This is a genomic window from Streptomyces sp. NPDC032198, assembly GCF_040636975.1.
GTDB lineage: Bacteria > Actinomycetota > Actinomycetes > Streptomycetales > Streptomycetaceae > Streptomyces.
In genome coordinates, this window is record NZ_JBEZVL010000014.1 from 16,237 (window position 1) to 34,720 (window position 18,484).

Sequence of the window (18,484 nt, forward strand, 5' to 3'; positions counted from 1 at the left end):
GGACCGACATGCCGTCACTTCCCCGCCCCCTGACCCTGTCCCCGGACGCCTCCGGCCAACGCGCCCTGCGCCGCCGGCGCCGCAGCGAGACCGTCACCGCCTGGGCCTTCATCTCCCCCGCGGTGCTTGTCATCCTCGGCCTGAGCGTCCTGCCGGTCGTCTGGTCGCTGCTGCTGTCCTTCCAGGCCAACGACCTGGTCACGCCCAGCCGTTGGGTCGGCCTCGACAACTACCGGGCGCTGTCCCAGGACCCGCACTTCAGCCAGGCCGTGCGCAACACCCTGCTCTACACCGTCCTGTACGTGCCCTTGAGTATCGTCATCGGACTCGCCCTCGCCCTCGCGCTGAACCGGCGTATTCGCTTCGTCGGCCTCTACCGCACCTTGTTCTTCGTGCCGTTCGTCATCTCGGCCACCGCCCAGGGCGTGCTGTTCTCGTTCATCCTCGACCCCGAGTTCGGGGCGGCCAACTCCGTCCTCCACCATCTGGGGATCTCACCGCAGGGCTTCCTCACCGACTCCTCGCAGGCGCTGTTCGTGCTGGTCGCCATCACGCTGTGGAGCGGCACCGGGCTGTGCACCGTCATCTACCTGGCCGCGCTGCAGGACGTCGACCAGTCACTGATCGAGGCGGCCCGCCTGGACGGCGCGGGGCGACGGCACCTGCTGCGGCACGTGACGCTGCCCGCGCTCTCCCCGGTCAGCGTGTTTCTGCTGCTGTGGCAGACCATCCAGGCCCTTCAGGTCTTCGACCTGGTCTATGTGACCACCAAGGGCGGCCCCCTCGGTTCGACCACGGTGATCGTCTACTTCATCTGGGAGCAGGCGTTCAAGAACTTCACCGCCGGGTACGGCGCCGCGGCCGCCTACGTCCTGGCGCTCGCCCTGTTCGTCGTGGCCGTCGTGCTGCGCGTGGTCCGCGGCCGTGAGCGCACCCTTCGTACGAAAGCAGCCGCATGATGACCGCCACCACTACCGCGCCCGGGACCACCGCACGCCGGGCCACCGAGCCCGCCGCTCTGCGCCGGGGCCGCTTCCGGCTGCCCTTCAGCGGCTGGCACGTGCTGCTCGCACCGCTGGCGCTGCTCTTCGCCGTGCCGTTGATCTGGCTGCTGCTCAGCTCGGTGATGACCAACGCGGAGATCAACCGTTTCCCGCCCGCGCTGTGGCCTTCCGGCATCGACCTGGGCGGCTACCGCTATGTGCTGGGCAACGCCATGTTCCCGCGCTGGCTGCTGAACTCGGCGATCGTCTCCGCCGTCGCCGTCGCCTCCAATCTCGTCTTCGGCGCGCTCGGCGGCTACGCGTTCGCGCGGATGCGCTTTCGCGGCTCACGGGCGCTGCTCGTGCTGATGCTGGCCACGATGGCGGTGCCGTTCCAGCTCACGATGATCCCCACCTTCCTGGTCATGAAGAAGCTGGGCCTCATCGACACCCTGGGCGCGCTGATCGTGCCCTCCCTCGTCACGCCGTTCGCGGTGTTCCTGCTGCGGCAGTTCTTCCTCTCCCTGCCCAGGGAGCTGGAGGAGGCCGCCTGGATCGACGGCTGTTCGAGGCTGCGGGTCCTCTGGTCGATCGTGCTTCCGCTGGCGCGGCCCGCGCTGGCCACGGTGGCCGTTCTGACCTTCCTCACCACGTGGAACGACCTGACGTGGCCGCTGATCGCGATCAATCACGACACCCAGTACACGCTGCAGCTGGGTCTCACCACCTTCCAGGGGCAGCACCACACCCGCTGGTCGGCGGTGATGGCGGGCAACGTGCTCACCGTCCTGCCGGTGCTGGTCGCGTTCCTCTTCGCGCAGAAGGCCTTCATCCGCTCGGTCACCTCCAGCGGCCTGAAGGGCTGACCTTCCCCGCTTCCCTCTCCTCCCCCCTCCTCCCTCCTCTCCTCCCTCCTCTCCTCCCTCCTTTCTCCAGTACGACCCGAAGGAACTCGATGCCACCCTCGTACGACCTACTCGTCATCGGGGACGCCAATCCCGATGTGATCGTGGGCCCGCTGACCGGACCGCTCGCCTTCGGCCAGCGCGAACAGCTCGTCGACGCGGGGTCACTCACCCTCGGCGGATCGGCCGCGATCATGGCGTGCGGGGCAGCGCGCCTGGGCCTGAAGGTCGCCTTCGCGGGCCGTGTCGGCGACGACGAGGCCGGGCGCTACATGCGCGACGCGCTCAACGCCCGCGGCGTCGACACCCAGGCCCTGCGGGTGGACGCCTCCCTGCCGACCCCGCTCACCGTCGTGCTCACCCAGGGCGACGACCGCGCCATCCTCACCTCTCCGGGCACCCTGACCGCCGTCAGCGGCGACGACGTCCCCGCGCAGCTCCTCGCCGACACCCGGCATGTCCACGCCGCCTCGTACTTCCTTCAGCCCCGCCTTGCCGCCGACCTGCCCCGGCTGCTGCGCACCGCGCGCTGGCACGGCGCGAGCACGTCGCTCGACACCCAGGACGACCCGTCGGGGCGATGGGACCCGGCGGCTCTCGACGCCGTCCTCGGCGAGACCGACATCCTGCTGCCCAACGCCCAGGAGGCCCTGCACCTGGCCGGACTGCCGTCCGGCACCCCGCAGCGAGCGGCCGAACTCCTCGCCGCCCGCGTCCCGTTGGTGGCCGTCAAGAACGGCGCCGATGGCGCCCTGTGCCACAACGGCCACACACTCCTGACCGCGCCGGGCCTTCCCGCGGCCCCCGTCGACACCGTCGGCGCCGGAGACAGCTTCGACGCCGGTTTCATCGCCGCTCTCCTCGATGAACAGCCCCCGTACGAGGCACTGCGGTTCGCCGTCGCCTGCGGGTCGCTGTCCACCCGCGCGCACGGCGGCACCCCGGCCCAGCCCACGCGGGACGAAGTCCTCGCCCACACCACCCCGAGCGGAGCGCACGCCTCATGACCCACCCCAAGATCGTCTTCATCGGCGCCGGCAGCGTCGTGTTCACCCAAGGCCTGCTCGCCGATCTCTTCGCCTTCCCCGAGCTGAAGGGTGCCCACATCGCGCTGCACGACATCGACGCCGAGCGCCTGACCACGGCACAGGCCGCGGCCGAGTACATCTCCGGACACCTCGGGGCGCACGCCACCGTCACCAGCCACGCCGACCGGCGCGAGGCCCTGGCGGGCGCGGATTTCGTCATCAACATCGTGCAGGTCGGCATGGGCGAGGCCACCCGCACCGACTTCGAGATCCCGGCCCGCCACGGCCTGCGCCAGACCATCGGCGACACCCTCGGCGTCGGCGGCATCTTCCGTGCGCTGCGCACCTTCCCGCTCCTGAAGGCACTCGGCGAGGACATCGCGGAGCTGTGCCCCGACGCCTGGCTCCTGAACTACACCAACCCCATGGCCATGAACATCCAGTACCTCACCCAGGCGACCGGCCTGACCAAGGTGGTGGGCCTGTGCCACTCGGTGTACTGGACCATGCGGGACCTGGCCGAACTCGTGGACGTCCCGTACGAGGAGATCACCTACCGGGCGGCGGGCGTCAACCACCAGGCGTGGGTGCTGCGGTTCGAGCACCAGGGCCGCGACCTCTACCCCCGGCTCGACGAACTGATCGCCCAGGACGAACAGTTGAGGCGTCGCGTCCGCGTCGACATGTACCGGCGGCTCGGCTACTACCCCACCGAGACCAGCGAGCACTCCTCCGAGTACGTCCCCTGGTTCCTGCACCACGACAGCGAGATCGAGCGTCTGCGCCTGCCGGTCGGCGCCTACCTCGGCATCGTCGACGAGAACGTGGCCGCCTACCACCACACCCGTGACGCCCTGGCCACCGGTGAACCGCTCACCGTCGAGGGCACCATGGAGTACGCCCCGCAGATCATCCACAGCATCGTGACCGGCACCCCGCGCACGGTGTACGGCAACGTCCCCAACCACGGCCTGATCGACAACCTCCCCGACCACGGGGTGGTCGAGGTGCCCTGCCTCGTCGACGCCTCCGGCATCCAGCCCACCCGCGCGGGCTCCCTGCCCCCGCAGCTGGCGGCACTCAACCGCACCTACCTCAGCATGAACGACCTGGTGGTCCGCGCCGCCCTCGAGGACGAGCCCCGCCACATCCGGCACGCGGCGATGACCGATCCGGCCACCGCCGCGGCCCTGACCGTCGAGCAGATCTGGCGGCTCTGCGACGACATGGTCGCCGCCCACTCGGCCCGTCTGCAGCCGTCCCTGCGGGGCTTGCTGGGCGACTGAACGATCTACTGCCCAGTTCTCCGACCAACCGATCCGGCTCCCCCGAACAGAGAAAGCACCCTCCATGTCGCTCACACGCCAGGAAATCGACACACAGCCGCAGTGCTGGGAGTACGCGCTGAAGCAACTCCCCGAGTACGCGCAGGCGTTGCCCGCCAAGGGCGAGCGGGTCGCCGTGATCGGCTGCGGTACGTCGCTGTTCATGGCCCAGGCCTACGCCCACCTGCGCGAGGACCTGGGGCACGGCCCCACCGACGCGTTCCCCGCCTCCGCGGCCCGGCTGCACCGGCCGTACGACCGCATCCTTGCCCTGACCCGCTCCGGGACCACCACCGAGATCCTCACCGCCCTCGGGTCGGCCCTCCCCACCACGCGGATCACCACGCTCACGGCGGTGCCGCGGTCGCCTGCGGCGGCCGCCGCCGACGACGTGATCATCCTCGACCACGCCGACGAGCGGTCCGTGGTGCAGACCCGCTATCCGACCACGCAACTGGCGCTGATGCTGGCCCACTTGGGCCACGACCTGGACCGGGCGCTGACCGACGTGTCCACGGCCCTGAGCGCACCGCTGGATCCGCAACTGATCGCGGCCGAGCAGATCACCTTCCTCGGTGAAGGCTGGCACACCGGGCTCGCGCACGAGGCGGCGCTCAAGGTGCGGGAGGCGGCGGCCCATTGGACCGAGTCCTACTCGGCGATGGAGTACCGCCACGGGCCCATCGCGGTGGCCGGTCCCGGCCGAGCGGTGTGGAGCCTGTCCCCGCTGCCCGCGGAGCTCGCCGCCCAAATCGAAGCCACCGGCGCGCATCTCCGCGGCCCGGAGCTCGACCCGCTCGCGGAACTGGTCCTCGCCCAGCGGCTGGCCGTGCGGCTCGCCGAGGACGCGGGGCGCGACCCGGACCGGCCGGCGCATCTGACCCGCTCGGTCGTGCTGGCCTGATCGCCGCCCTCACTCTGCCTGGCCGCCGGGGGCTCGGCCGACGGACGTACGTAAGATCGACATCGAGTCACATTTCGACACTTCGACGCTTCGACACAAGGACGGGCTCCCGGGCTCCCTGGCCCGTCCTTGGTCGGCGGAGTCCTTCGCCGACCACCGCCCCGAACGAAAGCCTCCAATGCACCGCCCGTACCGCCCGCACCGCCCTGACCACCTATTCCGCTCGCGTCCGGGTCGACTGGCCGCCTGCGCCGCCGCCCTTGTCCTGGCCACCGCCTGCTCCACCGACGACGGCAAGGACACCCCGGCCACGGACCGGGCGGGCACCGTGCGCGCACCGGAGGCCGACGCCGTCTTCGACTACCAGCTCGGCGGCCCCTACTCGCCCGCCGACGCCGTACAGGCGGTCTCCCGCGACCGCTCCGCCAAGCCGGCCAAGGGCCTGTACAACGTGTGCTACGTCAACGCCTTCCAGGCCCAGCCCGGCGACGCCATCGCCTGGTGGAAGAAGAAGCACCCCGACCTGCTCCTGAAGGACGACGACGGCTCCCTCGTGGTCGACGACGACTGGGAAGAGCCACTTCTGGACATCTCCACGCCCGGCAAGCGCCGCCAGCTGATGGACGTCGTCGGCCCGTGGATCGACAGCTGTGCGAAGTCGGGTTACGACGCCGTCGAGCCGGACAACCTCGACTCCTACGAGCGCTCCGACGACCTCCTCACGCCCAAGCATGCCGCCGCCTTCGCCAAGTTGCTGGCCGAGCGGGCCCACAGCCGCGGTCTGGCCATCGCCCAGAAGAACACCACCGACCTCCTTCCCGAGCGCGGCCGCATCGGCTTCGACTTCGCCGTCGTCGAGGAGTGCGCGGCGTACAAGGAGTGCGGCGACTTCGCCGACGCCTACGACGACAAGGTCTTCGCCGTCGAGTACACGCGCAAGGACTACCGCAACGCCTGCGATGCCTGGGCCGATCGCCTGTCGATCACGTTGCGCGACCGCGACGTCAGCCCCAAGGGGACGAAGAGGTACGTCTTCGCACAGTGCTGACGGCACTGGGCTGAGGGCACTGGGCTGAGGGCACTGGGCTGACGGCACTGGGCGGAAAGCCCAGTCGCCCGCTCGTGCCCGTTTCACGACCAACGTCGACGTCCGCCCCGTGGCACTCCATCTGGTACGCCCCCTTCGACGCCACCGGCCCGAAGCCGGCCACACCCGCATCAAGCACGCGAAATTTCCTCCCGATGGCGCTGAAGGTGGGGCAGTTACGGGGTGAGGGCCGTTCACGGGGTAGACGGATGAGGGAGCTGCGCCTGTCCGAAGGGGCAGCGCGTGCGTTGCGCGTCCGACCGGCTGGGCTGGCTGGGTGGCTAGGGCTAGGAGTGGGATCAATGTCGATGGATCTGCTGGGCTTCTTCGGGGTGGTGCTGCTGGCGTATCTGATCCCCGGACCTGACTTCCTCGTCGTCGTACGCGCCGCGACGCGCGGCCGGGCCGAGGGCCGCGCGGCCGCGCTGGGCGCTCAGAGTGGACTGGTCGTTCACATGGCAGCCGCGGTGCTGGGGCTGTCAGTGCTTGCCGCCCGGTCCGCCGCCGTCTTCCAGACCATCAAGTTGCTGGGCGCGGCCTACCTCGTCCATCTCGGTGTCCGCTCGCTGATCACCGCGCGACGCGCCCGATGCCGTGTCGCCGAAACGCCCCCGCACGAAAGGCGGGTCCCGAGCGTGATCCCGTCCGGCGGGGGCGCGTCTCCGGACGGGCGGCGGCGCAGCTTCACTCAGGGGTTTCTGACGAACGTGCTCAACCCGAAGGCGGCGCTGTTCTTCTTGAGCGTTCTCCCGCAGTTCGTCGACACCAGCAGCGGCACCACGACGCGGCAGATCCTTCTTCTGGGGGCTGCCGACATCGCGATCGGGGTCGCCTACTGGTGCGCACTGGTGGCCGTGGCCGGCCGCGCTCGGGTGCTGCTGGCCCGGCCGAGGATCCAGCGGCGCTGGGACATCGTGTCGGGGTGGCTGTTCATCGGGATCGGCGGGGCGGTTGCCACCTCCGCCTGACCATTCGCTGCCCGCTCGCGTCCTTGTCGTCATGGAAAGACGCGGGCCGCACCACTTCCAGCAGCCGCCCGAGCTGATCCACTCCCAGTCCGGTGAACGACTCCACCCACACCCGATCCACTAGTTGCCTTCAGGGAGGTCTGATGTTCGACGGGTTCGAGACCGCTCAGATCGATGTCGGTGATGCTTCCGTCTTCGTCCGCTCCGGTGGGACGGGCCCGCCGGTGGTGCTGTTGCACGGGCACCCCCGCACATCGGCCACGTGGCACCGGGTCGCCCCGCTGCTCGTACGAGCCGGCCACACAGTGGTGTGTCCGGACCTGCGGGGATACGGACGCTCCAGGGGACCACACTTCACGGCGGATCATGCCGGCTATTCCAAACGTGCGGTTGCCCAGGACGTGGTGGCCGTGATGCGCTACCTCGGGCATCGCCGGTTCTCACTCGTCGGACATGATCGCGGAGGCAGCGTGGCTCTGCGCCTCGCGCTGGACCACCCCGAGGTCGTCTCCCGGGTGGTGTTCGCGGACTGCCTGCCGCTGACAGAGCATCTGTCGCGGATCACCGCCGAGTTCGCCACCCAGTGGTGGCACTGGTTCTTCTTCGCCCAACCGGACATCCCCGAACGCGTCATCTGCGCCGACCCCGACAGCTGGTACCGCGGCGACCCCGTGACCATGGGAGAGGAGAACTACGCCGAGTGGCGCCAGGCCACGCGTAATCCCGACGTGGTACGAGCGATGCTCGAGGACTATCGCGCGGGCCTCACCATCGACCGGCAACACGAGGAAGCCGATCGCGCCGCCGGTGCACGCCTCGCCTGTCCTGTGCTGGCCCTCTGGTCCCTTAAAGACGACTTGGAGGACCTGTACGGAGACCCCCGTGTGATCTGGAGGCGTTGGGCCGATGACGTATCCGGACATGGCATCGACTCCGGACACCACATCGCCGAACAGGCCCCCGGACCATTGGCCTCCGCGCTCGCCGAGTTCCTCGACGCCGGCGCAGATCTCGCGTAGCCACCATCACGATGTACGGCACGAGAGCCGAGCCAACAATCCATCGCGAGACGGCCTGCAGACTCCGCCGACCGACGGAACGCGGCGGCCAGGCTGATGCCGTCGACTGTGGCCACGCTCGGGGACAAGAGGCAGCCGGTCACCAGGAGAAGAATCCAGCTGAGCCTGGGGGAAAACCCCCAGGCCAGACGGAGGAAAACCGCGTTCCGGCGGGTCCTCGCCGAGACCTAACGTGAGGTTGTCCGACCCCACCAGGTCTGCAGCGGGAGTTGTGATGATCGAGGCTCAAGGTCTCACCAAGCGGTATGGACCCACCGTCGCCGTCGACGCGCTGAGCTTCGACGTGCTGCCGGGCGCGGTCACCGGGTTTCTCGGGCCGAACGGGTTGGGCAAGTCGACCACCCTGCGCATGATCATGGGGCTGGACCGGCCCGACGCCGGGCAGGCCAGGATCGGCGGTCGGGCGTACGGCGATCTGCGCTGGCCCCTGCGTGAAGTAGGGGCACTGCTCGAGGCCCGTACGTTCCATCCGGGACGCGCCTTCTCGCTGGGGATGGCGCAGCGCCTCGGAATTGCTGCGGCGCTGCTCGGTGATCCGGGGGTGCTGCTCTTCGACGAGCCCGTCAACGGTCTCGATCCCGAGGGCGTGCGCTGGATCAGGGATCTGATGAAGTCCCTCGCCGCCGAGGGCCGGACGGTGCTCCTGTCGAGTCACCTGATCAGTGAAATGGCGCTCACCGCCGATCACTTGGTGGTGATAGGCCGCGGACGCCTCCTCGCCGACACCTCGGTGCGGGAACTGACCGCGCGCGGTCACTCCCTGCCCGCCTCCAAGCCCGTCGCCGACGTCCTCTCCCCTTGGGCCGGCTTCGGCGTGATGTGTCTGTACGCAGCTCTCTCCCTCGGCGCGGGGTGGCGCACGCTGGCCCGCCGCGACGCCTGACAGGACACTGGTCTCCATGCACGTCACACGCCCGCGGGTCACCGCCACAGCTGCCGGCGCCACCCCCTCCGGCGCGCCGGAGCACCCCGGGACGCCGCCCGCCGCGCGAGGGGCGCGCGCCCTCGCACGCGCCGTGGGCCGCGCCCCCCTCACCCGGCGGGCGTGGGCCGAGGCCGCGTACTGCCTGATCGGGTTCCCGCTGGGGCTCGCGGGTGGTGTGCTCCTCGCGGTGGCGCTTGCGCTGGGCGGCGGGTTCACCGTGTCGGTGGTCTTCGCCGTGCTCGGCGCGCTGCTGTTCATCACGGGGCTTCAGCTGGCCAGGGCGCTGGGCGGCGTCCATCGTCGCCTTGCGGCAGTGTTCCTGGGGGATCGGACGACCGCGCCGCCGCCGCTGCGTCCGGAGGGACGGTTGGTCAGCCGCCTCGACGCCCGGCTGTGGGACGGGACCGGCTGGCGGTCGGCGGCCTATGTGCTGGCGAAGCTGCCGGTCGGCTGTCTGGGGGCGTATGCCGTCCTGTGGTGGCTCACGGGGCTCATCAACCTCACCGCACCGCTGCGGTGGGCGGCGTTCGGGCAGCAGCCCGAGCCCGGGTCCCCCGAAGGCATGCCGGTGCTCACGCCGATTCCCTTCGGCGGTCTGGACGCGGACACCTTCGCCGGTACGTTCCTCGCGGTCGCCATCGGTGTGGCCACCCTGCTCTGCGCGCCCTGGGTGACGCGCCTGGTGACCGACGCCGATCGGTGGCTGATCGGCGCCCTGCTCGGCCCGGGTGAACTGGCCGATCGCGTACGTGACTTGGAGGAGACGCGAGCGCTGGCCGTGGACGACTCGGTGGCACTGCTCCGCCGCATCGAGCGCGATCTGCACGACGGGGCGCAGGTCCGTCTCGTCGCGGTGGCGATGAGCCTCGACATGATCAGGCAGCGGCTCAACGCGAGCGAGAGCGGGAGCACCGGCGACGGCACCGGCGACGGCGACAGCGACGGCGCGGGTGGCAGAGCACTGGATGTCGCTCGTCTGCGTCAACTCGTCGACGGGGCGCACCACAACGCCACCGAGGCCCTCACGGAACTGCGCGATCTGGCTCGCGGCCTGCATCCCCCGGTCCTCGACGACGGTCTGCCGGACGCGCTCGCCACGCTCACCGCGCGCAGCAGCATCCCCGTCGACCTGGTGACGGACATACCGGAACGTCCGACCCCGGCCATCGAGACCATCGCGTATTTCTGTGCCGCCGAGTTGCTCGCGAACGTCATCAAGCACAGCGGGGCCCGGCGGGCCTCGATCACGGTGGCCCAGCTGGACGGGCGGCTGCTCCTCCAGGTCGGTGACGACGGCCACGGAGGCGCGGACGCCGGTGCGGGCAGCGGTCTGACGGGACTGGTGCAACGCGTACGTACGGTCGATGGGCGGATGGATGTCAGAAGTCCCGACGGCGGGCCGACGGCGGTCACCGTCGAGCTGCCGCTGCACGCGTGAGAGCATGCCGCCATGCGCGTCGTGATCGCTGAGGATGCCGCGGTACTGCGGGAGTTGTTGGGCCAGATGCTCGTGGAGCGCGGGCACGAGATCTGTGCGTCGGTGAGCGATGCGGACGCGCTGCGGGCCGCCGTCGCCGAGCACCGCCCGGACGTCACGGTGACCGACATCCGGATGCCGCCGACGCACACGGACGAAGGGCTCCGTGCCGCCATCGACATCCGCCGCGACCACCCCGGCACGGGAGTGCTGCTCTTCTCCCAGTACGTGGAGACGAAGTACGCCACGCGGCTGCTCGCCGCGGGTTCGGCGGGCGTCGGTTACCTGCTCAAGGACCGCGTCGCGAACATCGCGGAGTTCACCGACGCCCTGGAGCGGGTGGCCGGGGGCGGCACCGCACTGGACCCCGAGGTCGTCACACAGCTGGCCGGGGCCGGTCGCCGTGCGGAGGAGCTCGCGCCCCTGACCGACCGGGAGCGCGAGGTCCTCTCGCTGATGGCCGAGGGCCGGTCCAACGCGGCGATCGCGCAGAGCCTCGTCATCTCGGCGGGCACCGTCGAGAAGCATGTGGCCGCCGTCTTCGACAAGCTCGGGCTGCCCGCGTCACATGACCACAATCGCCGTGTTCTGGCTGTTATTCGGTACTTGCGCGGGTGATCGGGACCGAGCCGTCGGAACATATCGTTCCGAAGGACATAGACATATGCCAGAAGCACCCACGCGTCGTGTGTTGCCAAATCCCTTACGAGCCACCCCCCGCTGTGCGAAAGTCATTAGCGGTCCATCCCGCCCGTTTGGTCGCACCGCATCCTCAACGGAGCACCTCATGCCGTCCCATGTCTTCGCGGACCGCCCTTCCGCCCAGCCGCCCGAGCGCGGCTCGGTCGAAGCGCTGATCACGCAGACGCGCCGGCTCCGCGGCGAGGTCGACGCGGTGCGCCGTGATGCCGAGCCCGACCAGAGTGACCCACAGGGGCGCTGGCAGCGAGCCCTCTGCGACCTGGCGGTCCATCAGCTCAACGACCTGGACGAACACCTCGCGCAGTTACGGGACGGACCCGTGCCGTCGGCCGTCGAGCCCGCCGCTCCGGCCGTGCCCCCGCCGCTCGAACCGCAGCGCGGCTCGCTGCTCAGCCGGGTGGGCAGCGCGGAGTGGAACCTCCTGAGCGACGAGGCGAGTTGGTCGGGCGAGCTGTACCACATCCTCGGGCGGGACCCGGGCGCTCCCCCGCTCTCCCTCGACGAGCTGCCCTCCCTGGTGCACGTCGACGACCAGCCGATGCTGACGGCCATGGTCACGGACTGCTTGGTCGACGGAAAGCCGATCGACGGCGAGTTCCGCATCGTGCGCCCCGACGGCGGCGTACGACAAGTGCACATGATGGGCGAGCCCGTGCTCGCCGCTGACGGCAGCACCGCCTCGATGTGGGCGGTGCTGCGCGATGTCAGCGAGCTGCGCCGGAGCCAGCGGGTGGTGCGCGAGACCCGTGACTCGCTGCAGCGCCAGCGGCACATCGCGCAGACAGAGCACCGGCTCGCGGTCGAACTGCAGGAGGCTGTGCTGCCGCCGTGGCGCGGCTCCCTGCGGTTCCCGCACGGCGGACCCGCGGCGCTCGACCTCGCCGCGCACTACCTCCCCTCCTCGACGAGTTCACTGATCGGCGGTGACTGGTACGACGCGATGGAGCTGCCCGACGGCCAGTTCCTCCTCAGCGTCGGCGACCTCACGGGACATGGCGTCACCGTCACGTCGGGCATGGCGATGCTGCTCGGCGCCGTCCGCGGCATGGCGGTCGCCGGAGTGCGCCCGGCCCAACTGATGGGCTGGCTCAACCAGTTACTGGACAACACCGCGCAACCGGCCCTCGGCAGCGCAGTCTGCTGCCAGTACACCCCGGCCACCCGCACCCTCAGCTGGGCGCAGGCGGGTCACCCCGCCCCACTGCTGTTCCGCGCAGGGACGGGGCGCGCACTGACGCCGCCGGGCGGAGTGATCCTCGGGGCGACCTCCGGAGCCACGTACGAGCAGGCCGAAGAGCACCTTGAGCCCGGTGACCTCCTCTTGCTGCACACCGATGGACTGGTTCCCCGGCGCACCAGGGACGCGGCCACGAGCCGGCTGCTCGCGCTCGCGCCACGCTTCATGGACACGCGGGGTGCGCAGGACTGCGTGCGGAGGGTCATCGAAGAGTTCGGCGTGGCCCCGCGTGAGGACGACGCCTGCCTGCTGATCGCACGGATCAACTCCTGAAACGGACCAACCAGCCGGTCCCTACGCCCGGGCCCGGCTGCCACCTCCGGTCTTGGCCGCCGCCTTCGGCAGGGCCAGCTTGATCTCCTCACGCAGGTCCTGGATCTTCGGGTAGCCCGAGTACTGAGCGGTCAGGCGGTACATCTCGCGCAGCCGGTCCCAGGTGCGGTGCGAGGAGTTCGATCCCATCGACACCAGCGCCAACCGTGCGTACCGGTCGGCCTGTTCGGGGTCGTCGGCGATGAAGCAGGCCGATGCCAGCGAGATGTAGTCGAAGATCTGCGAGCGGTCGCGGCCCTTGGACCGCAGGTCGATCGCCTCCCTGGCATGGCGCTGGGCGGTGTTGGCGGCGGACGCGTCGTGATCGGCGAGGGTGCGGAAGGCCAGGGCCTGCATGCCGTGCATGTCCGCCTCGTCGAACATCTGCATCCAGCTCGGCGGGGGCACGTCCCCCTTGTCCGAGACGAACAGATCCTCCGCGATGCCCAGGGTGCGGCGCATCGCCTGCCCCTTGCCCATCGACGCCTGTGCCCAGGCCTCGATGGTGTAGAGCATGGCCTGCGTGCGCGGCAGCATCTCCTCCCCTGAGCCCGACTGGGCGAGCTTCATCAGGTCGAGAGCGTCGTCGGGCCGCCCCAGATGAACCATCTGGCGTGCCGCCCGGGACAGGGCCTCACCGGCGCGCGGCCGGTCGCCGCCCTCGCGGGCCGCGTGCGCGGCGATCACGAAGTACTTCTGCGCCGTGGGCTCCAGGCCGACGTCGTGCGACATCCAGCCCGCGAGGACGGCGAGATTGGCAGCGACGCCCCACAGGCGGCGCTGGAGATGGTCGGGGTGTCGGTAGGCGAGCATGCCGCCCACTTCGTTGAGCTGGCCCACCACAGCCTTGCGCTGCAGCCCGCCGCCGCGGGCCGCGTCCCACGCCCGGAACACCTCGACGGAGGTCTCCAGTTCCTCGATCTCCTGCGACCCGATGGGGGCAGCCTCATAGCGGTCGAACCCAGCGGGGTCGGCGTGCAGGGGACGGTTGGTTCGGGGAGCGTCGGCAGCGAGGGCCGGATCGGTGTGCAGCCAGTCGTGCATGGCGCTGGTGAGTGCGGAGCCGGCGGCGAGCGCGGCACCCGCGCCCACCAAGCCGCGTCGGTTGAGCATGAGGTCCATTCCCGTGAATTCGGTGAGGACCGCGGCTGTCCGTTCGGGCGCCCACGGCACGCCGTCGGGGTGCTCCACACTCCCGTCGGCCCGCCGTTTCCCCACGCGCCCGTGCCGGACCAGACCAAGATCCTCAATGGTCACGACACGGCCGAGACGCTCGGTGAACAGAGCCGCCAATACCCGGGGCACGGGATCGCGGGGGATTTCCCCCATGTCGATCCAACGCCGTACCCGCGAAGTGTCGGTGGCCAGTTGCGGATGGCCCATGGCCGCCGCCTGCCGGTTCACCAGTCTCGCGAGCTCCCCCTTGGACCAGCCTGTCAGGCCGAAGAGGTCCGACAGTCGGGTATTGGGTTGTCCGTTCACGTCAAGCCCCCAGGTTCTCGGCTGAGTTGACAGTAACCCTCTGTCAGTTGCTGGGCGACTATTCGCCAGGGTTCGCCAGGGTGCGCCAGATGGTGTGCCAGGGGACGCCGGGTGTCAGGTAGGAATGCGCCACCCCGACCCGGCTCGCCGCGGGACATTCCCCAGGGTGCTCCCAAGGGGGCCGGGGCGGAGGCGCAGCAATTCGCAGGCACACGAAGGGATCTGTATCGCCCATGTACACAGCATCGTCCTCCGTGTCCGCCCCGCCCCGGCCACTGCACAGCCGCCAGCCCGGCAGCGGCCCGTATCTGGAGCCCGCGCGCCCCGCGGCCGGGTCGCTCGGCGCCGGCCGAACGCGACGCGTTCCGGGGCCCGGCACGCAACCGCTCAGCGGGAGACTCGACTTGTCAGGCCCCCAGGGGGCGCAACTGCGCACCGCGATCGCCTCGGTGCACCGCATCTGTCCGGAGTTCAATCCGGTACAGGTGCTCCGCCGCAGCGGACGCACCGTACTCCTGGTGGGAACGACAGGGCGCAGCACCGCGATCGCCAAATGTTTACTGGACCACTCGCCCGTGTGGGCCGAGCGGATCCGGCACGAGATAGCGGTATACCGCTCGTTCGTCCGGCACCGTCCTCCGGTCCGGGCCCCGCGGCTCATCGCCGCGGACCCCGAGGACTGCACGCTGGTGATCGAGCGGATGCAGGGACGCGTCGCCGCGCTGTCCCGCCACCCCGTGGAGCCGCCGCCGCGAGCGGACGTGCGACTGGCGCTCAACGCCATCCGCCACCTCAACCGGTGGCGTCCTCCGCAGGAACTGTTCGGCAGGCCCATGGACTACGGCAAGCGGATCAACCGCTTCCATGAGCTGGGGCTGCTCACCGACCGGGACATGGGCGACCTGCAGAAGCTGCTGCACGGCATCGCACACTCGGCCGGGCCGCACGGCACGTGGCAGTTCTGCCACGGTGACGCCCTGCTGTCGAACATCCTGCTGTCCCCCGCGGGCCCGGTGTTCGTGGACTGGGAGCACGCCGGCTGGTATCTCCCTGGCTATGACCTGGCGACGCTGTGGTCGGTGCTCGGTGACGCACCGGTCGCGCGGCGCGAGATCAGTCAGCTGGCGCAGGAGCAGGGACCGGCGGCGCGTGACGCGTTCCTGGTGAACCTGATGCTGGTGCTGACCCGGGAGATCCGTACGTACGAGATGGCCGTGCAGCGGTCGATGCACGACGCGACGCCTGCGGCACCGGGACCCGCCCACTCGGGCGCCGTGCCGTCCGGTGAGGAACAGCGGCTGCTGCTGAGGCGGCTGCACGACGACTGCCAGCTGGCCCGCAGGGCCGTGCGAGCGGCGGTCGGCACTCGCTGACGGGGGACGAGGTCCGCAGTGCGCCGTGGACAGCGGCGCACTGCGGCCTTGTCTATGCCCCCGGCCACTTCCGGGTGACTATGACGTGGTGAACTGACCGCGCCTACGTCATAGGAGTACAGAGAGTACAGAGCAATGCGATGAGGCAGCTTTGGTCTGTCGCGGTACCAAGCAGCGTCCTGCATAAGGGAGTTGAATGGAGCCGTAGGTTGATCACCGAACAGTATCGGCCTTGTGAGCAGCCAAACTCGTCCCTTAAATTGCTGCCATGTCTGGAGCGCCGGATCACCCCGTTTCGGTACCGGCCTCACCCGGCGAAGTCCTCGCCCTGCTCCGCACGGGAGCGGCGGAGACCCGCGCCGACATCGCCCGCATGACGGGGCTCGCGCGCTCGACGGTGTCGCAGCGGGTGGACGCGCTCATCGCGCACGGCTTCCTCATCGAGGAGGCGGACGGCGGCTCGACGGGCGGGCGCCCGCCCCGGCGCCTTCGCCTGCGCACCCGCGAACACACGGTCGCCGGAGTCGACCTGGGTGCCTCGCACTGCCGGGTCGCCCTGCTGGACATCGGCGGCGAGATGCTCGCCCTGCGCGAGGACCCGCTGTCCATCGCGGACGGCCCGCAGGAGGTGCTCGGCCACGTCGAGCGGACCCTGCACACCCTGCTCGACGAGGCGGCCCGCGACCCCGCTTCCCTGCAGGCCATCGGGGTCGGGGTGCCGGGTCCCGTGGAGTTCTCGACGGGCCGGCCGGTGGATCCGCCGATCATGCCGGGCTGGCACCAGTACCCCATCCCGGAGTTCTTCACTGAGCGGTTCGGCCCGCGGGCCCTTGTCGACAACGACGTGAACGTGATGGCGCTCGCCGAGCAGCGCCGCGCTTTCCCCGACACCCGCTATCTGCTCTACATCAAGGTGGGCACGGGCATCGGCTGCGGAATCGTCGCCGACGGCCGGCTGCACCGGGGTGCGCAGGGCAGCGCGGGCGACATCGGGCACATCCGGGTCGGTGACATCGAGGATCCCTGCCGGTGCGGCAACTCCGGCTGTCTGGAGGCGGTGGCGGGCGGCGCGGCGATCGCCCGCAAGCTCTCCGCGCTCGGCCTGGAGGCGACGTCGGGCAGCGACGTCGTACGCCTGGTGAAGTCCGGCAACCGCGATGCCGTACGCATGGTGCGCGAGGCGGGCCGTGCGGTGGGCGAGGTCCTTGCGGGCCTGGTGAACTTCTTCAACCCGGACACGGTGGTGGTCGGCGGGGCGCTGGCCGCGGTCCACGACCAACTCCTCGCGGGCGTAAGGGAAGCGGTGTACCGCCGCTCGCACCCGCTGGCCACCCATGTGCTGCGGATCGAGCCGAGCCGCACCGGGGAGAACGCGGCGGCGATCGGCGCGGGCATCCTCGCCGTCGAGCACGCGCTGTCCCCGCGGCAGGTGGACCGGGCTCTTGCGGGCGCGGTCCGCTGAGCACCTCCGGCCCCTCGGTACGCACGCACCCCCGGCCCGCACCCCCGGCCCACGGAGACCGGACAAGCACCGCGCAACACCAGCCATAGCGCGAACTGCCCTGTACCGCACGGCACTTGCGACCGTAACTTCAGGCTATGTCCCTCAATGACGCACAGCAGATCGACCGCGCCAACGCCGCCACCGAGCGCGTTCCGGTCGTGTTCGTGCACGGTCTGTGGATGCTGCCCAGCAGCTGGGACCTCTGGATGGCCCACTTCGAGGCCGCCGGGTATGTGCCCATCGCCCTGTCCTGGCCCGGCGACGCGGACACCGTCACCGAGGCCAGGCAGCGCCCCGACGCCCTCGCGGGAAGGACCGTCGGGCGGATCGCCGATCACCTGGCGGGGCTGATCGACGGCCTGGAGCGCAAACCGGCCATCGTCGGGCACTCCGTCGGGGGGCTGCTCACGCAGATCCTCGCCGGGCGCGGTCTTTCCGCCGTCTCGGTGGCGATCGATCCCGTTCCGTTCCGCGGCATTCTGGCGGTGCCGGTGTCGACCGTACGCACGCTGCGCCCGGTGATCTCCAATCCGGCCAACCGGAAGCGCGCGCTGCCGCTGACCTTCGCGCAGTTCCGCTATGCCTACGCCAACGCCGTCAGCGAGCGGGAGGCCAGGGAGCTCTACGAGAAGTACGCCGTTCCGGCCCCCTGCGCACCGCTCTTCCAGGCGGCCACGGCCAATCTCAACCCCCGGTCGGAGATGAACGTGGACTGCCGCAACCCCCGGCGCGGCCCCCTGCTGATCATCTCCGGCGAGAAGGACAACGCCGTGCCCTGGGCGCTCGCCAACGGGGCGTACAAGAAGCAGCGGGAGAACTCGGGCGTCACCGAGATCACGGAGATGACGGGCCGCGACCACGCCCTGACGATCGACAGCCGCTGGCAGGAGGTGGCCGACACGGCCCTGGCCTTCGTGCGCCGGTTCGTCTGAGCACCGCTCGCACCACCGCGCCCATCCCCCGAACAGGTGGACCGGACCTCTGACGGCCGGAGTGGTCCGCCCACAGGACCGTGGCGGTGGCCGCGGTGTTCGTGCTGCTCATTGGTCCAATCCACTGACGCGTCGCAGGCCGTGCGGCCTCCTGCGGCGAAACCCGCCGGGACCGGTGCTGACATGGGAAATCCGTTGCCCTGGGCATGATTGACGGATCGTCGGTGAGCCGGTACCACTGACGCACGCCCGGCCCCGCAC

The 18,484-nt window shown here is 70.3% G+C and carries 15 protein-coding genes and 1 pseudogene; 15 read left to right on the top strand and 1 reads right to left on the bottom strand.

Annotation, left to right across the window (positions count from 1 at the left end; translation table 11 throughout):
* The first annotated feature begins 8 nt into the window (after positions 1–8).
* The 12 genes and pseudogenes from AB0E78_RS31985 to AB0E78_RS32040 all read left to right on the top strand — a co-directional run bounded on the left by AB0E78_RS31985 (position 9) and on the right by AB0E78_RS32040 (position 12,893).
* Positions 9–959, top strand: a complete 951-nt coding sequence (locus AB0E78_RS31985; RefSeq protein WP_361839911.1) for a sugar ABC transporter permease — start codon at positions 9–11, stop codon at positions 957–959.
* On the top strand, positions 959–1,849 hold the full coding sequence (locus AB0E78_RS31990; RefSeq protein WP_361839914.1) for a carbohydrate ABC transporter permease: 891 nt from the start codon (positions 959–961) through the stop codon (positions 1,847–1,849). The genes AB0E78_RS31985 and AB0E78_RS31990 overlap by 1 nt, the downstream gene beginning before the upstream one ends.
* An 89-nt stretch (positions 1,850–1,938) precedes the next feature.
* Entirely contained in the window at positions 1,939–2,895 is a 957-nt protein-coding gene (locus AB0E78_RS31995) for a carbohydrate kinase family protein (RefSeq protein WP_361839916.1), read from the top strand.
* Positions 2,892–4,202: an alpha-glucosidase/alpha-galactosidase gene (locus tag AB0E78_RS32000; RefSeq protein ID WP_361839919.1), complete on the top strand. Its 1,311-nt coding sequence runs from the start codon at positions 2,892–2,894 to the stop codon at positions 4,200–4,202. The genes AB0E78_RS31995 and AB0E78_RS32000 overlap by 4 nt, the downstream gene beginning before the upstream one ends.
* Positions 4,203–4,266: 64 nt before the next feature.
* A complete protein-coding gene (locus tag AB0E78_RS32005) occupies positions 4,267–5,145 on the top strand; it encodes a sugar isomerase (protein WP_361839921.1) in 879 nt (292 codons plus the stop codon).
* 178 nt (positions 5,146–5,323) lie between these two features.
* Positions 5,324–6,193, top strand: coding sequence for an endo alpha-1,4 polygalactosaminidase (locus AB0E78_RS32010; protein ID WP_361839924.1), 870 nt, complete (start codon positions 5,324–5,326; stop codon positions 6,191–6,193).
* Between the two features lie 341 nt (positions 6,194–6,534).
* A complete protein-coding gene (locus AB0E78_RS32015) occupies positions 6,535–7,200 on the top strand; it encodes a LysE family translocator (protein WP_361839927.1) in 666 nt (221 codons plus the stop codon).
* Positions 7,201–7,343: 143 nt separating this feature from the next.
* Complete coding sequence (locus AB0E78_RS32020) at positions 7,344–8,219, top strand: alpha/beta hydrolase (RefSeq protein WP_361839930.1); 876 nt, start codon at positions 7,344–7,346, stop codon at positions 8,217–8,219.
* A 274-nt stretch (positions 8,220–8,493) separates the two neighbouring features.
* Positions 8,494–9,012: pseudogene (locus AB0E78_RS32025) on the top strand (ATP-binding cassette domain-containing protein); the annotation flags it as partial.
* Between the two features lie 166 nt (positions 9,013–9,178).
* A complete protein-coding gene (locus AB0E78_RS32030) occupies positions 9,179–10,642 on the top strand; it encodes a sensor domain-containing protein (RefSeq protein ID WP_361839933.1) in 1,464 nt (487 codons plus the stop codon).
* A 12-nt stretch (positions 10,643–10,654) separates the two neighbouring features.
* Positions 10,655–11,299, top strand: a complete 645-nt coding sequence (locus AB0E78_RS32035) for a response regulator transcription factor (protein WP_361839936.1) — start codon at positions 10,655–10,657, stop codon at positions 11,297–11,299.
* A 169-nt stretch (positions 11,300–11,468) separates the two neighbouring features.
* On the top strand, positions 11,469–12,893 hold the full coding sequence (locus AB0E78_RS32040; protein WP_361839939.1) for a SpoIIE family protein phosphatase: 1,425 nt from the start codon (positions 11,469–11,471) through the stop codon (positions 12,891–12,893).
* Positions 12,894–12,914: 21 nt separating this feature from the next.
* On the opposite strand, the gene AB0E78_RS32045 is transcribed toward AB0E78_RS32040, so the two are convergent.
* Positions 12,915–14,414 (bottom strand): hypothetical protein, encoded by a 1,500-nt coding sequence (locus AB0E78_RS32045; protein WP_361839942.1) that lies wholly within the window; start codon positions 14,412–14,414, stop codon positions 12,915–12,917.
* A 233-nt stretch (positions 14,415–14,647) separates the two neighbouring features.
* Here AB0E78_RS32045 and AB0E78_RS32050 point away from each other — a divergent pair, with 233 nt between their 5' ends.
* The 3 genes from AB0E78_RS32050 (at position 14,648) to AB0E78_RS32060 (ending at position 18,223) form a co-directional block, all read left to right on the top strand.
* Positions 14,648–15,787 (top strand): aminoglycoside phosphotransferase family protein, encoded by a 1,140-nt coding sequence (locus AB0E78_RS32050; protein ID WP_361839945.1) that lies wholly within the window; start codon positions 14,648–14,650, stop codon positions 15,785–15,787.
* Between the two features lie 268 nt (positions 15,788–16,055).
* Positions 16,056–17,249 carry an ROK family transcriptional regulator gene (locus tag AB0E78_RS32055; protein WP_361839948.1) on the top strand — a complete coding sequence of 398 codons (1,194 nt, stop codon included), beginning with the start codon at positions 16,056–16,058 and terminating at the stop codon, positions 17,247–17,249.
* A 137-nt stretch (positions 17,250–17,386) separates the two neighbouring features.
* The gene (locus tag AB0E78_RS32060; protein ID WP_361839951.1) at positions 17,387–18,223 is read left to right on the top strand and encodes an alpha/beta hydrolase; all 837 of its coding nucleotides are present in this window, start codon (positions 17,387–17,389) and stop codon (positions 18,221–18,223) included.
* The last annotated feature ends 261 nt before the right edge of the window (positions 18,224–18,484 follow it).

Excerpts from the sequence above, each read along its gene's own strand:
- AB0E78_RS31985 (WP_361839911.1), top strand. The coding sequence starts at position 9 with ATGCCGTCACTTCCCCGCCCCCTGACCCTGTCCCCGGACGCCTCCGGC.
- AB0E78_RS31990 (WP_361839914.1), top strand. The coding sequence starts at position 959 with ATGACCGCCACCACTACCGCGCCCGGGACCACCGCACGCCGGGCCACC.
- AB0E78_RS31995 (WP_361839916.1), top strand. The coding sequence starts at position 1,939 with ATGCCACCCTCGTACGACCTACTCGTCATCGGGGACGCCAATCCCGAT.
- AB0E78_RS32000 (WP_361839919.1), top strand. The coding sequence starts at position 2,892 with ATGACCCACCCCAAGATCGTCTTCATCGGCGCCGGCAGCGTCGTGTTC.
- AB0E78_RS32005 (WP_361839921.1), top strand. The coding sequence starts at position 4,267 with ATGTCGCTCACACGCCAGGAAATCGACACACAGCCGCAGTGCTGGGAG.
- AB0E78_RS32010 (WP_361839924.1), top strand. The coding sequence starts at position 5,324 with ATGCACCGCCCGTACCGCCCGCACCGCCCTGACCACCTATTCCGCTCG.
- AB0E78_RS32015 (WP_361839927.1), top strand. The coding sequence starts at position 6,535 with ATGTCGATGGATCTGCTGGGCTTCTTCGGGGTGGTGCTGCTGGCGTAT.
- AB0E78_RS32020 (WP_361839930.1), top strand. The coding sequence starts at position 7,344 with ATGTTCGACGGGTTCGAGACCGCTCAGATCGATGTCGGTGATGCTTCC.
- AB0E78_RS32030 (WP_361839933.1), top strand. The coding sequence starts at position 9,179 with ATGCACGTCACACGCCCGCGGGTCACCGCCACAGCTGCCGGCGCCACC.
- AB0E78_RS32035 (WP_361839936.1), top strand. The coding sequence starts at position 10,655 with ATGCGCGTCGTGATCGCTGAGGATGCCGCGGTACTGCGGGAGTTGTTG.
- AB0E78_RS32040 (WP_361839939.1), top strand. The coding sequence starts at position 11,469 with ATGCCGTCCCATGTCTTCGCGGACCGCCCTTCCGCCCAGCCGCCCGAG.
- AB0E78_RS32050 (WP_361839945.1), top strand. The coding sequence starts at position 14,648 with ATGTACACAGCATCGTCCTCCGTGTCCGCCCCGCCCCGGCCACTGCAC.
- AB0E78_RS32055 (WP_361839948.1), top strand. The coding sequence starts at position 16,056 with ATGTCTGGAGCGCCGGATCACCCCGTTTCGGTACCGGCCTCACCCGGC.
- AB0E78_RS32060 (WP_361839951.1), top strand. The coding sequence starts at position 17,387 with ATGTCCCTCAATGACGCACAGCAGATCGACCGCGCCAACGCCGCCACC.